The organism is Variovorax sp. P1_G12, from assembly GCF_056405555.1.
On the sequence record NZ_JBFUBW010000021.1, the window covers coordinates 123,460 to 137,981 of the forward strand.

Genomic DNA, 14,522 nt, shown 5'->3' on the forward strand with positions numbered 1-14,522 from the left:
CCGTGACCACCCTAGCACCCTGTCCCCAATGCAATTCTGAATATTCCTACGAGGACGGCTTGAACCTGGTCTGCCCCGAATGCGGCCACGAATGGCCCGCGGTGGCCGCTGCCGCCGAGGGTGCGGCCGATGACAGCAGGGTGATCAAGGACTCGGTCGGCAACGTGCTGAACGACGGCGACACCATCACCGTCATCAAGGACCTCAAGGTCAAGGGTTCGTCGCTGGTGGTGAAGGTCGGCACCAAGGTGAAGAACATCCGCCTGATCGATGGCGACCATGACATCGATTGCAAGATCGACGGCATCGGCGCGATGAAGCTGAAGTCGGAGTTCGTGCGCAAGGCCTGAGGCCCTGCCTGATCGCGCGCTCGCGCATTCCTCCAGTGCGACCGCCGTATCAGCCGTTTCGGGCCGACTGTTGCGGTCCGCTCGCTTTCCTTTCGGGGGGCTGCCCCCCACACCTGCTCATTGCCGCGGAGCGTTGAATCCAGCGGCCTTGATGATCGGCGCCCAATGCGCCGTGTCGGCGGCCATGATCGCCGCAAGTTGCTTCGGCGTCGTCCCGGTGGGTTCGAGGCCCAGCGCGACAAGCTTGGCGCGCAGTTCGGGGGTTTCCAGCGCAACGACGATGGCGCCCGACAAACGGTCGATCACTGGCGCCGGCGTCGCCGCTGGCGCGTAGACCGCATGCCAACCTGTCGCTTCGACTGTCTCGAATCCCTGCTCGCGAAAGGTCGGCACCGTCGGAAGGAGCAATGACCGCTCAGCGCCGGACGTGGCCAGGATGCGGATCCGGCCTTCTTGATGGCGCGGCGCAAGGTCCGACAGCGCCGCGATTCCGCAGGCGACTTCGCCGCCGATCAGATCGATTTCGAGTTGCCCGGCGCCTTGGTAAGGAACGTGCACCAGTTCGGTGCCGGACTCCCGCCCCAGTGCGACGCCCAGAAAGTGCGCCAGGCTCCCGGCCGCCGGGGTTCCAAATGTCGCCTGCCTTGAATTTTCCTTCGCCCAGGCGACGAATTCGCGAAGCGTACGGGCCGGATGACTGGCGGCGACGGCCAGGGCCAATTGATAGGTTGCGACCTGCGAGACCGGGGCCATGTCGCGCATCGGGTTGTAGTTCAGGTCCTTGAAGACAAGCGGGCCGATGACGGGCACGATGATCGGCACCAGCAACACCGTCGAGCCGTCCGGCGCGGAGCGCATCAGCACGTCGACCGCGATGCGACCACCGGCCCCGGCCTTGTTCTCGACGACGACCGGCCGCGAGAGGCTGGGTTGGAGCCTTTCGGCGAGAAGTCTCGCGACACGGTCCGAAATGCCACCGGCCGGCACGGAGACCACGATCCGCAACGGCGCCTCGCGGTCGGACTGGTTCTCGGCGAAGGCAGGCGCGATCGCCATGGCTAGCGCGAGCAGCGGAGTTGTGATGTGATGCTGGCGCATACCTCTGGTTAGCCACCGTACTGCCGCTCAGATGCCCAAACCACCCATGGTCCGTCCTGCGAGCCCCACGCAGGATCACGTCGCGTTCGAACGAATGCTGGCAGAGCTGTCGGCCCGTTTCCTCATCTTGCCGACCCGGGAGGTCGATGGCGCCATTACGGACGCGCTGCATCAAATCGTCAAGATGCTTGGCGTCGACAGAGCGCAATTGATGCGTTTCGTGTCGGGCGGCGATGTGCGCGTCACCCATTCCTGGGCCATCGCCGGCGTGCCGCCGGTGTCACCGAAATCCATCGCAGACAGGTTCCCCTGGCTGCTGGCCCGGGTTCGCGCCGGCGAGGCGGTGGTCATCCCGAGCGTTGACGACCTGCCCCCGGAAGCGGAGATCGACCAGGCGTCATTTCGTGAGCCGGGGACAAAGGCGAACCTGACGATTCCGATGAGGGTTGCCGGCCAGGTAGAAGGCGCCCTCGCGTTCGGCTGCCTCCGGCACGAGCGCGAGTGGCCTGAACCATTGGTCGAACGCGTCCGTATCCTTGCCGAGGTTTTCGCCAACGCGCTCGCGCACAAGCGAACGCAGGAAGAACTCGACGTTGCCATCAAGTTCGAGCGCAAGGCGTCAGAGATCCTGAGTGCGCTGCTCGGGGCACCCCGTGCGCAACAGGACCGCTTGCTGGAGGCGGGACTGAGGGACGTGGCGCGTGCCCTCGGCGCCGATCGCGCGACGCTGTGGCAGCGCGTCGAGGCGGAGGGACTGTTCCGAAAGACGCACCGCTGGTTGGCCGACGGCGTTCCCGCACCCGCAGACGACGTGCGCATGCCGACGATCCCCTGGATCAGTGCCCAGCTCGAACGCGGCGAACTCGTGAGCTTCGCGCGGCATGACGACCTACCTTCGTCAGCCGCAGCCGATGTCGAGGCGCTGCGCAAATTGCACATAGGCGCAGGCGTGATCGTGCCACTGCGCCTGTCGGGCCAAGTCGCCGGAGCGCTCTCCATTGCCACTGTGCGGGAGGGACCGGAGTGGCCGCACGAACTGGTGGCCCGGGTGCAGCTGCTCGGCGAGGCCTTTGCCAGCTTTCTTGCATGGCAGGAGGCCGAACGTCGCGAACACATGGCACAGGCACAGGCAGTGCACGCAGCACGCGTCGGCACCATGGGCGTATTCGCGGCATCGCTGGTGCATGAACTCACGCAGCCGATTGCCGCCAGCCTCTCCAATGCAGAGACGGCGGTGGATCTGCTTGGCGCCCGGGTCCCCGATCTCGACGATCTGCGCGCGACGGTCTCGGACATCGTCGCGGACGGCCGGCGAGCCGGCGAGATGATCCAGAAATTGCGACGCTTCCTGCGCCATGGGGAAGCAGAACGGCGCGAATTCGACCTGGCCGCTCTTCTGGTTGAAGTGCTGCACTTCGTCAAACCGGAAGCAACCCAACAGGGCATCGCGATCACGCTGCAGGGCTCCGAAGAACTGCCGCACATCGTGGGCGACCGGGTACAACTTCAGCAGGTTCTGATCAATCTGCTGTTGAACGCATTCGAGGCGGTGGCCGGGCTCGACCCTGGTTCGCGCACCGTGGCGCTGCGCGCAAGTCCGTCCGAGAGCGGGGTCCGCATCGAGGTCATCGATGGCGGCGTCGGCATGGATGAGGCGACGCTCGCCCGCATCTTCCGACCCTTCTTCACGACCAAGGCGGCTGGGATGGGGCTTGGCCTGTCGATCAGCCAGACCATCGTCGCCACCCATGGCGGAACGCTTTCGGTGCAATCCACGCCGGGAGCTGGCTCGGTGTTCCGGATCGACCTGCCTTCGCGCCCGCCACTGTCGATCAAGCTTGCGCCGCCGGCCAAGCTCCCGGCCGCTTCCGGACAAACGGTGTTCCTCATCGACGACGACGACGCCATGCGACGGGCACTCGAGCGCCAACTGCAGGGCGAGGGCTATGAGGTCGTGGCGTTTGCCAATGCCCAAGCCTTTGTCGATCGCGCCCCCCGGGCAGACGTCGCCTGCATCGTGAGCGACATTCGCATGCCCGGCATGAGTGGCCTCGATCTGCAGGCGACGCTCGCGCGAGCGAGCATTGGGTGGCCCATCGTGTTCATGAGCGGCTATGTCGACATCCCGACGACCGTGCATGCCATGAAGGCCGGGGCCATTGCCTTCTTGCCGAAGCCATTCGCGAAGAGTGAACTCCTTGCAGCGGTGGCCGATGCCCTGGCGAGGAGCCGGGGGGGTGATCAGGACCGCCGCCAGGACGCAGAGATCCTGGCAAGGCATGCGTCGTTGACGCCCCGCGAGCACGAAGTGTTCGACCTCGTGGTGGCCGGCTTGCTCAACAAGGTCGTCGCCGACCGGCTGGGCATCGCCGAGACCACGGTGAAGATCCATCGCGGGCGGGTGATGGACAAGATGGGCGCCCGCTCGGTCGCCGACCTCGTCCGCATGGCGGAGCGCATCGGCTTGCATGCGGCACCGCCGCCCGTGCCCGTTCGAACGCCGGCGCCGGTTCCAGAGCGCAGGTAGCACCAAGGTCGTATTTCGCGAAGTGCGGGGTCGGCGGACAGTCGGGCCCTGATTGCTACGCGTTCCACGCTTTCGTGCCCTGCGGGTCTCACGCGACGCCTCGCGATGTGTGGCAGTTCTTGTTCAACGCCCCAAGGAGTCATCATGAAATCAGTCAAGCTCGTTGTCCTGTTGTGTGCCGCGGTCCTGGCCTCCGGTTGCGTGACGGAGAAGAAGTACGACACCGAAGTGGCAACTGCGAACAACTACCAGGCGCTCAACACCAAGCTCTCGAGCGAACTGAGCAGCGACCAGGCGCAGATCACGCAGCTGCAGAACCAGCTCAAGGTGACGATGGTCAACGAGCTGCTGTTCCCCGAAGGCGGCTGGACGCTCAACGCCAAGGGCGAAGCGACACTCGCCAAGATCGCCCCGACGCTGGCGAACCTGCCCGGTCAGCAGATCGTGGTCCAGGGTTTCACTGACAACGAGCCCATCGGCCCGGCGCTGAAGGCTCGCTTCCCGTCCAACCTGGAACTCTCGTCGGCCCGGGCGGACGCGGTCACGCGCTTCCTGATTTCGAAGGGTGTGCCACCGAGCGGGATTTCGGCACAGGGCTTCGGCGATGCGCGGCCGGTGGCCAGCAACGACACGCCGCAGGGCAAGGCCAAGAACCGTCGCGTGGAGATCGTGATCGCCGCGGCCAGCCGACCCTAGTCGCCTCTGCCTGCAGGCCCCCTGCGTCCGCGACGCTCAGGCTGGTCGCACGTCGCGTGGTGCAGGGTCGGCAGGCAGTCCACCTGTCACTGCCGTGAGCCGATCCATGCGACGCGTACTGCTCATTGACAACGACGCCTCGCTGCGCCGCGCGCTGGTACGGTTGATGCGGCTGGCAGGTTTCGAGGTGGAGTCGTTCGCGAGCGTCGAGGCTCTGCTGGACTCCGGGTCGCTCGAGCACGAAGCCTGCCTGGTACTGGATGTCGACATGCCAGGAGCCGGCGGCATCGAATTCAAGCAGGCGCTGGTTGAGGCCGGACGTGACCGCCCGACGGTCTTCATCACGGCATCCGAGCGCGAAGGGCTCGATGCGCAACTCGCCCGGCTCCATCCCGTGGCGGTACTGCGCAAACCATTCACCAAGGAAGACCTCCTGGCGGCGCTTGATCTCGCCTTTGCGGGAGGCGGACTGGATCTCGGTCGCTAGAAGCAGATGGGGTTTGGCGATTCGAAAGCCGTGGGCCCTGAGTCGCATAAGACCATGGTCGTATTTCAAGCAGGCACGGCGCGCCGAATACTGGCGCTGCTTCCCTGGAGACGCTGTACCTGCGAGGGCCGAAAGGCCCCAGCCCTGGCTGCATCGATCGAAAGTATGGAGAAGGAAAAGACCATGTACATACCCAAAATCCTGGCCGGCGCCATCACGATCGCCCTTCTTGGTAGCGGGACGACGCTCGCTCAGCAAGTCACCGGTGTCCCCGGTGCTGCAGGCGCCACGACGACGCTCGATGGCAAGCAGCTTCCGCCACCCGATCCGAAGTTCGGCGGGGAGATCAAGCAGAAGGCTTCGGAGTCGAAAGAGTGGTGGGCTCCGCGCGTCGTGCCGCCCAAGACAGCACCCAATGTCGTGCTCATCATGACGGACGACGTCGGCTTCGGCGCGCCGGGCACATTCGGAGGCGTCGTTCCGACGCCGGCGATGGATCGCATCGCGAAGAGCGGCGTGCGCTACACCAATTTCCATTCCACGTCGCTCTGTTCGCCCTCGCGCGCGGCGCTGATCACCGGCCGAAATCATCATGTGGCGGGCACCGGCGTAGTGGGCGAGATCGCGACGGGGTTCCCTGGCTACAACTCGGTCATCAGGAAGGAGAACGGTACGGTGGGCGCCATCCTGAAGGAGAACGGGTATGCGACCTCATGGTTCGGCAAGAACCACAACACGCCCTCCTTCCAATCGACCCAGGCCGGGCCCTTCGACCAGTGGCCGGGCGGCTTGGGTTTCGAGTATTTCTATGGCTTCGTCGGCGGCGACGCCAGCCAGTGGCAGCCCAACCTGTACCGCAACACGACGGCCATCTATCCCTTCGAAGGCAAGCCGGGCTGGAACCTGACCACGGCCATGGCCGACGAGGCGATCCAGTACATGAAGCAGAACCAGGCCATCGCACCCGGCAAGCCGTTCCTTCTCTACTACGTACCCGGCGGCACGCACGCCCCGCACCATCCGACGCCGGAGTGGATCAAGAAGATCGGCGACATGCATCTCTTCGACGCCGGCTGGAACAAGCTGCGCGAGACCATCTTCGCCAATCAGAAGAAGCTGGGCATCATGCCTGCCAACGCCCAACTGACCCCCTGGCCGAAGGAGCTTCCCCAGTGGGACTCGCTCAGCGTCCTGGAGAAGAAGCTCTTCATCAAGCAGGCTGACGTGTACGGCGCCTACCTGGCCTACACCGACCACGAGATCGGCCGCGTCATCCAGGCGGTCGAAGATCTCGGCCAGCTCGACAACACCCTGATCATCTATATCAGCGGCGACAACGGTGCAAGTCCGGAAGGCATGCTCAATGGCACGCCCAACGAGTTCACCACCTTCAACGGCGTTGCCGTGCCGGTCAAGGCGCAGTACCTCTGGTACGAGTTCTGGGGGTCCGAGCGGACTTTCCCGCATTTCGCGGCGCCCTGGGCGTGGGCCATGGACACGCCGTTCAAGTGGACGAAGCAGGTGGCATCGCACTTCGGCGGCACCTCGCAGGGCATGGTGATGTCATGGCCTGGCCACATCAAGGACGCGGGCGGCATTCGCCGCCAGTTTCATCACCTGATCGATATCACGCCCACGATCCTTGAAGCCGCCGGCATTTCCGCGCCGGAGACGCTCAACGGCATCAAGCAGCGCGCCATGGACGGTGTGAGCATGGCTTACACATGGGACAAGGCGAACGCCAGCGCCCCGAGTCGGCGGCCCACTCAATACTTTGAGATGCTTGGCAACCGCGCGATCTACAACGACGGCTGGGTGGCCGCCACGACGCCGGCGACGCTGCCGTGGGAGCTGAGTTCAGGGACGCCGCCCGATGTGATCACCGGCTACAAGTGGGAGCTCTATAACGTCGCCGAGGATCCCACCGAGTCCGCCGATCTGGCCGCCAAGATGCCGGAGAAGCTCAAGCAACTGCAGGACGTCTTCTACGCCGAGGCGCAGAAGCACGACGTGCTGCCGCTCGACAACTCGTCGCTGTCGCGCTGGAACTCGCCGAGGCCGAACCTGACTGCAGGAAGGACGGTCTTTACGTACAGCGGAGTCTTGACCGGTGTTCCCAACAGCGGCGCACCGAGCATCCTGAACAAGTCGTACACGATCACCGCCGAGGTCACCATTCCCAAGGGGGGCGCGGAAGGCGTGATCGTCACCGACGGCGGGCGCTTCGGCGGCTACGCACTCTTGCTGAGCAAGGGTGTGGGGGGCGTCCGCAGTGGCAAGCCTGTGTTCGTCTACAACCTCCTCAACCTCAAGCGCACGACGTGGGCCGGGCCCGAGCTCGGCGCGGGAAAGCACACCATCGTCTTCGACTACAAGGTCGATGGCCCGGGTTTGGGCAAGGGAGGGACGGGCGTGCTCTCGGTGGATGGCAAGGAAGTGGCCAGGAACACCATGAAGAACTCCACCCCGATCACGTTCCCGGAGGACGAGACCTTCGACGTCGGGCAGGACACGCGCACCGGCGTGGCGCTGCTGGAGTATCGCTACGACCCTCCGTTCAAGTTCACCGGAACGATCGACAAGCTGACCTTCAACCTCAAGCCTGTCCAGTTGACGAAGGAAGAGCAGAAGCAGGCTCCGGCGCGCGCCCACGCGCTCGCCAGGGCGAAAGACTAGGTGCGGGACATGCGGCGGGTTCTCATCTTCTCCGCAGCAGCGGAGGCCGGCACGGGTATCGCGCTCATGATCGCGCCGTCCATCGTGATCCCATTGCTGCTACGGGAGATCACCACGGACCTGGCGATATGGCTTGGCCGGTTCGTGGGCATTGCGCTTCTTTCGTTGGGAATGGCGTGCTGGCCTGAACAGCATCGCCCGGATGTCAGCGCCGCCGCATTCCGCGCCATGCTGACCTACAACACCCTGGTCGCGCTGCTGTTCGGCTACCTCGGTGCGGTCGTCCATGTCGGAGGCCCATTGTTGTGGCCGGCCGCCTTGCTTCACATCGTCATCGCCCTGCTGCTATGGATGCGGCGGCGCGACATGCGACGCACGATTTGAGCGGAGGCCAGCCAGGCAGCAACGTCAACGACGACGAGTACAGCCCGGTCGGTCACACGGATCGGCCGGTACTTGCAGGCGGTTCAACTTTCTGGAGATGGTTATGACTACCCGACGCACCTTCGTTTCTTCCGCGACCCTGCTCGCATCGGTGACAGCGCTCTCGCCCGCAGTGGCGCAGGACGCTGCGAAGCCCGCCAAGCAGGCTGATTTCCTGTTCGTGCAAACGGCGAACGGCATGAGCTATGACAAGGCGAGCAACAGGTTGACCCTGCACGGGGTGAGCCCGGTGACGGTGTTCTTCTCCGATCGTCCTGAACGAATCGCCGGAAACATGAAGACAACAGCGTTCGTCCCATTCTGGAGCGACGGCAAGGACAGCTTCCTTTCCGATCCGCCCAATGCCGACATCTCCGTTGTCGAGGGCAAGGAGCTGCGGCAGGTTGTGGCGGTTCTCAAGGCCCCGGAATTGAAAGGCGGCGACCTGTCCTATACGGTCCAGATCCTTCAGGGCGACATGCCCGAAAAGGGTGCGGAGGTCTCGGTGTTCATCGACGTCATCGGGATGCCCATGACGCCGGTCTCGTATGCCGGCGTGGCGCGACGGAGCTATCGTCGAGCCGTCATCCGTTGAAAGGTGTCGCACGGGGAGAACATGCAATGACCACTGTCATTGCGAGCGCCGACAAATCGGGCGATCCTGGCCCGGAAGACTTTTCGCTCGTGCTCGGTGGTCCATTGTTTCAGTTCTGGCGGCGTGCCCACCTCGCAGACGATGCGGGAAGCCTGTCGCATCGGCGGACGATCGCCATGGTGCTGCTTGCCTGGATGCCGCTGCTTCTGTTGTCCATCGCCGAAGGTCGCGCGTGGGGCCCCGGGGTCGATCTTCCGTTTCTTCGTGACCTCGAACTGCAAGTTCGTCTGCTCATTGCGCTGCCTCTGCTCATCGTTTCCGAACTCGTCGTCCATCAGCGCGTGCGCGCGGTCGTGAGGCCGTTTCTGGACGATGGACTGGTCCCGGACGACCGGCGCCAGCAATTCGACCTGGCTGTCGCTTCGGCGATGCGCGTGCGAAATTCGATCGGCGCGGAACTGCTCCTCATCGCCATCGTGTATGGCATAGGCATTCTGATCGTATGGCGCAGGGAATTGACGCTTGATGTGTCGAGCTGGTACGGCAGTGTCTCGAACGGCGAGATGAAGCTGACGCTCGCCGGCTGGTGGCTTGCCTGCGTGAGCATGCCGATGTTCCAGTTCCTGTTCTTGCGCTGGTACTTCAGGCTCTTCATCTGGGCGCGCTTCCTCTGGCAGGTGTCGCGTATCAAGCTGAATCTTCTCGCGGGTCACCCGGATCGCTGCGGCGGTCTGGGATTTCTCTCACTGGTGCGGGTCGCGTTTGCACCGCTCCTGTTCGCGCAGGGAACCGTGCTTGCCGGAATGATCGCCGACAGGATCTTCTTCGCCGGCGCCAGGCTCGTCCAGTTCGAGGTCGAGCTTGTCGCAGTCGTTGCATTCATGGTGTTCGTGATACTCGGTCCCCTGCTCGTTTTCAGCCCTCAGCTCGAGGCGGCGGGGCGCAAGGGCCAGCTCGACTATGGGGCACTGGCCAGCCGGTACGTGCGCGAGTTCGAGCGCAAATGGCTGGGCGGAGGAGCGAAATCCGATGAACCTCTGGTCGGTAGCGCGGACATCCAGTCGATGGCGGACATGGGCAACAGCTTTGCAATCGCGGAGGGGATGCGCTGGGCGCCGTTCACCTGGAAGACGGTACTGCACCTCGCGGCAACCACGCTGCTTCCAGTTCTTCCTCTCACCTTGACGACGTTCTCGCCGCAGCAAGTGCTCGATGCATTGCTGAAGGTGCTCGTATAGGTGACGACTGGCCGGTCCAAAGGAGTCCCTCATGGCGAAAGATCTGAACAAGGCACACCGAGCGTCAAGAGCGCAGCCGAAGCTTGCTGGCGAGCCACGCCCCCCGCGTCCTTCGCGCGCCGATCTACAGGCGATGGGCAAGAGACTTCGCGGCACTTGTCCCCGCGAATCCCTCGCAGCCTGGAAGCCGCCCGCCGATCGCCCGGATCCCCTGCAGCTTTTGCAGGAATCCAACGTTGGACGAATGCCGGATCTGATCCCGATCCGCTTCGGGCGCATGGTGCGCTCGCCCTTCACCTTCTACCGCGGCGCCGCGCTCAACATGGCCGCGGACCTTGCGGCGACGCCCGCGACCGGGCTTCGCGTGCAGGCCTGCGGCGACTGCCACCTGATGAACTTCGGCGCCTTCGCGACGCCGGAGCGGCGCGCGATCTTCGACATCAACGACATGGACGAGACCCTGCCGGCTCCCTGGGAGTGGGATGTGCAACGCCTGGCTGCCAGCTTCGTGCTGGCCTGCCGCAACAATCACTTCAGCGAGGACATGGCACGCGACACCGTTCTGGCCTGCGCCCGCTCGTATCACGAGCGCATGGCCGAGTACAGCAAGATGTCGGCACTGGAGGTCTGGTATTCGAGCATCGACGTCAAGAAAGTACTGGCCACAGTGACGGACGAGGACGCCCGAAAGCGCATGCAGAAGCGCACTGCCGCGGCGCGCGAGCGGAGCGTACTCGAGCACGACTTTCCGAAGCTTGCCGAGATGGCGGGCGAAGTGCCGCGCATCAAGGACAACCCGCCCCTGATCTTCCACTTGGCGGGCAAGGAATCGGAAAACTACCTCGAGCGTGCCAAAGAGGGCTTTGCTGCTTATCGGGAGTCGATCCAGGAAGACCGGCGCTGGCTGCTCGACCGATACGACCTCAAGGATCTGGCAATGAAGGTGGTGGGTGTCGGCAGCGTGGGAACCTACTGCGCCGTGATATTGCTGATGGCTGGCGAAGGCGACCCGCTTTTTCTTCAAGTCAAGGAGGCTCGCGCATCCGTGCTCGAGCCGTATGCCGGCAAGAGCCTGCACGCCAACCATGGCCAGCGGGTCGTCGCCGGATACAGGCTCATCCAGTCGGCGAGCGACATCTTCCTCGGGTGGACACAGGGCAACCTCGGCCGGCATTTCTACATTCGCCAGTTGCGGGACATGAAGCTCGGCGCCCTCGTCGAACTTTTCACGCCAAGTTTGATGATCGACTATGCGGCCGTGTGCGCCTGGACGCTGGCGCGCGCCCACGCCCGCTCCGGCGAGCCGGCCGCCATCAGCGGCTACCTTGGCAAGAGCGACGTCTTCGACACGGCGATCGCCCAGTTCGCCACGGCCTATGCGGACCAGAGCGAGCGCGATCACGACGTCTTGAGGAAGGCCGTGCAGTCAGGGCGGGTGGACGTGGTGATCGAGCCCGAATGAGCACCATGAGCAAGCGAGGCAGGAGGCGCACGCCAATCGCCCAGCCGAATGCGGGCAAGGCTCGGGCACCGACGCCATCGACGATCCCCGCGCGGCCAGTCCGGGCTTCAGTGCGCGGCTGGCGAACGGTAGCGGCGTTGGTGATCGCGGCGGTGCTCCCGGCGGCGGCTGGCTATTTCGCGGTCGCCCAGTGGTGGGAGCGCGGCGATACTGCCGGCGCGCCGCGCGTGGTCATCGGAGACGGCACGCAGGGCCCGGCCGGCATGGCATGGGTGCCCGGGGGCGACTTCCGCATGGGCAGCGACAGCAAGCTGGCTCAGCCCAACGAACGCCCCGCGCACCTCGCGCGCGTCAAAGGCTTCTGGATGGACCGCCACCATGTGACCAACGAGGAGTTCCGCAGCTTCATCGACGCCACCGGCTACGTCACCACCGCAGAGCGCAAGCCCGACTGGGACACCATCGCGCCGCAGGTGATGCCCGGAACGCAGCGCCCGCCAGACGCGCAGCTCGTGGCCGGCGCCATGGTGTTCGTGGGCACGCCCGCCGCGGTGGACTACCGCGACTTCTCCCGCTGGTGGCGCTATGTGCCGGGCGCCGACTGGCGCCATCCGCAGGGCCCGGGCAGCAGCATCTTGGACAAGGACGATCATCCGGTGGTGCAGGTCAGCCACGACGATGCGCTGGCCTACGCGAAGTGGGCCGGCAAGCGCCTGCCCACCGAAGCCGAATGGGAGTTCGCCGCGCGCGGTGGGCTCGAGCAGGCCACCTACGTCTGGGGCGAGGATTTCGCGCCCGGCGGCAAGCAGATGGCCAATGTCTGGCAGGGCCAGCAGAGCCGCCCGTTCCCGGTGATCAGCGCCAAGGCCGGCGGCGCCGTCGGCACCAGCCCGATCGGCACCTTTCCGGCCAACGGCTACGGGCTCCAGGACATGACCGGCAACGCCTGGCAGTGGGTGGCCGACTGGTATCGCGCCGACCAGTTCGCGCGCGTGCTCAGGAGCGGCAACGTGCAGGTCGATTCACAGGGGCCGTCGGACAGTTGGGAACCCAGCGAGCCTGGCGTCCCGGTCGGCGCGCCCAGGCGCGTGACGCGCGGCGGCTCCTTCCTGTGCAACGAGGACTACTGCATGAGCTACCGCCCGAGCGCGCGGCGCGGCACCGACCCCTATACCAGCATGTCCCACCTTGGATTCCGGCTGGTGATGGATGCCGACACATGGACCCAACGGCGAGCGGCGCTGCCGTCAGGCGCAACGCGCGATCCGCCAGCACGCACCGTGCGGCCGATGGGGCCGGCACAGCCGACGAGATACAAAGGCACTCCGTAGAGGCTTTCAACGACCGATTCCCCCATTCGCTGTCGGTCGACTTACGGTCTTGATTGCGGGCAGGGCGCCACCTCAGCCATATTGACGCATGAAGGCGGAAGGTTCAGTCTTGCAGCTTCCGGACTTGGCAGGCGGTGTCGCAGCGGTTGGGGCACCGAGGCAGGCGCGTCGCGGACGGAGGTTGTCATGCATGCTGGTCGCATCGCGCTTCGCAGTTCCAAGTCTCGCCTCGCTGTCACACTGATTTTGGTCGCCACGTCGGCGCTTGCCGCGATGCCTCTGACCGCTGCTGCCGACGTCCCCTACTTTTACGTGGTCAATTCCGGCACGCTCATGATGGCCGAAGTCCTTGCGCGCCGGATGGATGATGGTGCGCCGGTTGTCCTTTGGCCGCACTACGGCGGCCCGAGCCAGCAGTTCAGCGTCCAACGGCTGCCTCGATCCGGCATTTCGGAGCCCTTGGAAGAACAGTGGTTCATGCTGCGGGCGAGACATTCAGGGAAGTGTCTGAGGACCCGTGGGTTCCAGTCCGGCGCGGCGGTAGTCCAGGAGACATGCAGCGGGGACGCTTCTCAGTTGTGGCGGTTGCGGCCCGTGGCCATGACGGCGGCCGAATGCCCTGTCCGAAGCCTGTGTCTCCTGGAACGGCGAACGGTCCTGGAGAACTATTACGACCGCGGACGGCGGTGCCTGGATGCGGCGGACGTTCAGCTGTCGGCACTGCCCGAACAAGGCGCAGGCTTGCACGCCCGCGACTGCGTGACGAGATTCAGCACACCCAACGCCGTCAACCAGGAGTGGGCACTGGTCGACGTACAGAATTGAGATGCGGGGCTCAACCTCGGCTGAAGTTTGGCCAAGTAACGCCGATGAGCCACTCTTGCTGCACGTCCGTCTCTCGACATCCCACCGATCGGTGCTGCGCAACCGCTCTATAGGTGTCTCCACAGGCCGAGCATCAGCGGCGCAGAACCGGGCCTTCCCGAAAATTTCCCGGAAACCGCTGAGAAACATCTCGATTTGCCGCAAGCGCCAGCGGCAACACGCCGCCCGCTTCGGGCCGCGTGTTGCCGACGCGCAAATAGCACATTTCAACGACTGACAAAGTGAAACTAAAAGTTATTCGCTAGCTAGGGAGCGAAACATTTGGTTGCGTATATGCAGGCCGGCTTGCTTGGCCGCCCCTATTGTTGGCCTCGACTGGCTCCGGCTGAGGCTTCGTTCATCAACATTCACATTGTGAGGTTTACATGTTCGACAGACATACGTTTGCAGCTTTTTGTGCTCTTGCCGTCCCGTATGGCGCCTGCCTTGCGCAGACCACGTACACAGCGGACCAGTACTTCGACGACCGCTGGTACATCACGCCCTTCGGTGTCTACGTCCATCCGGACGGTGACCGCAACGCCGACAACGGTTGGGGCGGAGGCTTGTCCATTGGCAAGCCGATCAGCCCCAGCTGGAACATCGAGTTGCGTGGCCAGTACGAGGAGCTCGACGGCAACGTCGGCACCGGCTTTGGCGTCTTCAACAGCACGAACAAGTACAAGAACTGGAGCGGCACGCTCGACGCGCAGTGGTTCTTCCTGGGCCGCCAGGGGATCAACCGCTGGCAGTCGAACAGCGTGCACCCCTATCT

General features: G+C 64.6%; 12 protein-coding genes and 1 pseudogene. 12 read left to right on the forward strand and 1 reads right to left on the reverse strand.

All coding sequences use genetic code 11. The annotated features are described in order from the left end of the window. The first annotated feature begins 2 nt into the window (after positions 1-2). Positions 3-350 (forward strand): zinc ribbon domain-containing protein YjdM, encoded by a 348-nt coding sequence (locus tag AC1D2O_RS23230; protein ID WP_478090408.1) that lies wholly within the window; start codon positions 3-5, stop codon positions 348-350. Between the two features lie 117 nt (positions 351-467). Here AC1D2O_RS23230 and AC1D2O_RS23235 read toward each other — a convergent pair whose 3' ends face one another. After that, positions 468-1,448 carry a Bug family tripartite tricarboxylate transporter substrate binding protein gene (locus AC1D2O_RS23235; protein ID WP_478090409.1) on the reverse strand — a complete coding sequence of 327 codons (981 nt, stop codon included), beginning with the start codon at positions 1,446-1,448 and terminating at the stop codon, positions 468-470. 94 nt (positions 1,449-1,542) lie between these two features. Here AC1D2O_RS23235 and AC1D2O_RS23240 point away from each other — a divergent pair, with 94 nt between their 5' ends. From AC1D2O_RS23240 to AC1D2O_RS23290, 11 genes and pseudogenes are all read left to right on the forward strand, one after another. Next, on the forward strand, positions 1,543-3,975 hold the full coding sequence (locus tag AC1D2O_RS23240) for a response regulator (RefSeq protein WP_478157966.1): 2,433 nt from the start codon (positions 1,543-1,545) through the stop codon (positions 3,973-3,975). A gap of 144 nt (positions 3,976-4,119) precedes the next feature. Continuing rightward, complete coding sequence (locus tag AC1D2O_RS23245) at positions 4,120-4,671, forward strand: OmpA/MotB family protein (RefSeq protein WP_478090411.1); 552 nt, start codon at positions 4,120-4,122, stop codon at positions 4,669-4,671. A 106-nt stretch (positions 4,672-4,777) separates the two neighbouring features. Continuing rightward, complete coding sequence (locus tag AC1D2O_RS23250) at positions 4,778-5,158, forward strand: response regulator transcription factor (protein ID WP_478090412.1); 381 nt, start codon at positions 4,778-4,780, stop codon at positions 5,156-5,158. Between the two features lie 183 nt (positions 5,159-5,341). After that, the gene (locus tag AC1D2O_RS23255; protein ID WP_478157967.1) at positions 5,342-7,834 is read left to right on the forward strand and encodes an arylsulfatase; all 2,493 of its coding nucleotides are present in this window, start codon (positions 5,342-5,344) and stop codon (positions 7,832-7,834) included. 9 nt (positions 7,835-7,843) lie between these two features. Continuing rightward, positions 7,844-8,218, forward strand: a complete 375-nt coding sequence (locus AC1D2O_RS23260) for a hypothetical protein (RefSeq protein WP_478157968.1) — start codon at positions 7,844-7,846, stop codon at positions 8,216-8,218. Positions 8,219-8,321: 103 nt separating this feature from the next. Next, the gene (locus AC1D2O_RS23265; protein WP_477650438.1) at positions 8,322-8,852 is read left to right on the forward strand and encodes a hypothetical protein; all 531 of its coding nucleotides are present in this window, start codon (positions 8,322-8,324) and stop codon (positions 8,850-8,852) included. A 26-nt stretch (positions 8,853-8,878) separates the two neighbouring features. Then, positions 8,879-10,090 carry a hypothetical protein gene (locus AC1D2O_RS23270; RefSeq protein ID WP_478157969.1) on the forward strand — a complete coding sequence of 404 codons (1,212 nt, stop codon included), beginning with the start codon at positions 8,879-8,881 and terminating at the stop codon, positions 10,088-10,090. 244 nt (positions 10,091-10,334) lie between these two features. After that, positions 10,335-11,552 carry a DUF2252 domain-containing protein gene (locus tag AC1D2O_RS23275; protein WP_478157970.1) on the forward strand — a complete coding sequence of 406 codons (1,218 nt, stop codon included), beginning with the start codon at positions 10,335-10,337 and terminating at the stop codon, positions 11,550-11,552. A gap of 137 nt (positions 11,553-11,689) precedes the next feature. Then, entirely contained in the window at positions 11,690-12,883 is a 1,194-nt protein-coding gene (locus AC1D2O_RS23280) for a formylglycine-generating enzyme family protein (protein WP_478157971.1), read from the forward strand. Positions 12,884-13,069: 186 nt separating this feature from the next. Continuing rightward, the gene (locus AC1D2O_RS23285; protein WP_478093633.1) at positions 13,070-13,708 is read left to right on the forward strand and encodes an RICIN domain-containing protein; all 639 of its coding nucleotides are present in this window, start codon (positions 13,070-13,072) and stop codon (positions 13,706-13,708) included. 425 nt (positions 13,709-14,133) lie between these two features. Beyond that, positions 14,134-14,522, forward strand: a pseudogene (locus tag AC1D2O_RS23290) (hypothetical protein); the annotation flags it as partial.

Coding starts and splice junctions, on each gene's coding strand:
- AC1D2O_RS23235 (WP_478090409.1), bottom strand. CDS start 1,448: ATGCGCCAGCATCACATCACAACTCCGCTGCTCGCGCTAGCCATGGCG.
- AC1D2O_RS23240 (WP_478157966.1), top strand. CDS start 1,543: ATGCTGGCAGAGCTGTCGGCCCGTTTCCTCATCTTGCCGACCCGGGAG.
- AC1D2O_RS23245 (WP_478090411.1), top strand. CDS start 4,120: ATGAAATCAGTCAAGCTCGTTGTCCTGTTGTGTGCCGCGGTCCTGGCC.
- AC1D2O_RS23250 (WP_478090412.1), top strand. CDS start 4,778: ATGCGACGCGTACTGCTCATTGACAACGACGCCTCGCTGCGCCGCGCG.
- AC1D2O_RS23255 (WP_478157967.1), top strand. CDS start 5,342: ATGTACATACCCAAAATCCTGGCCGGCGCCATCACGATCGCCCTTCTT.
- AC1D2O_RS23260 (WP_478157968.1), top strand. CDS start 7,844: ATGCGGCGGGTTCTCATCTTCTCCGCAGCAGCGGAGGCCGGCACGGGT.
- AC1D2O_RS23265 (WP_477650438.1), top strand. CDS start 8,322: ATGACTACCCGACGCACCTTCGTTTCTTCCGCGACCCTGCTCGCATCG.
- AC1D2O_RS23270 (WP_478157969.1), top strand. CDS start 8,879: ATGACCACTGTCATTGCGAGCGCCGACAAATCGGGCGATCCTGGCCCG.
- AC1D2O_RS23275 (WP_478157970.1), top strand. CDS start 10,335: ATGCCGGATCTGATCCCGATCCGCTTCGGGCGCATGGTGCGCTCGCCC.
- AC1D2O_RS23285 (WP_478093633.1), top strand. CDS start 13,070: ATGCATGCTGGTCGCATCGCGCTTCGCAGTTCCAAGTCTCGCCTCGCT.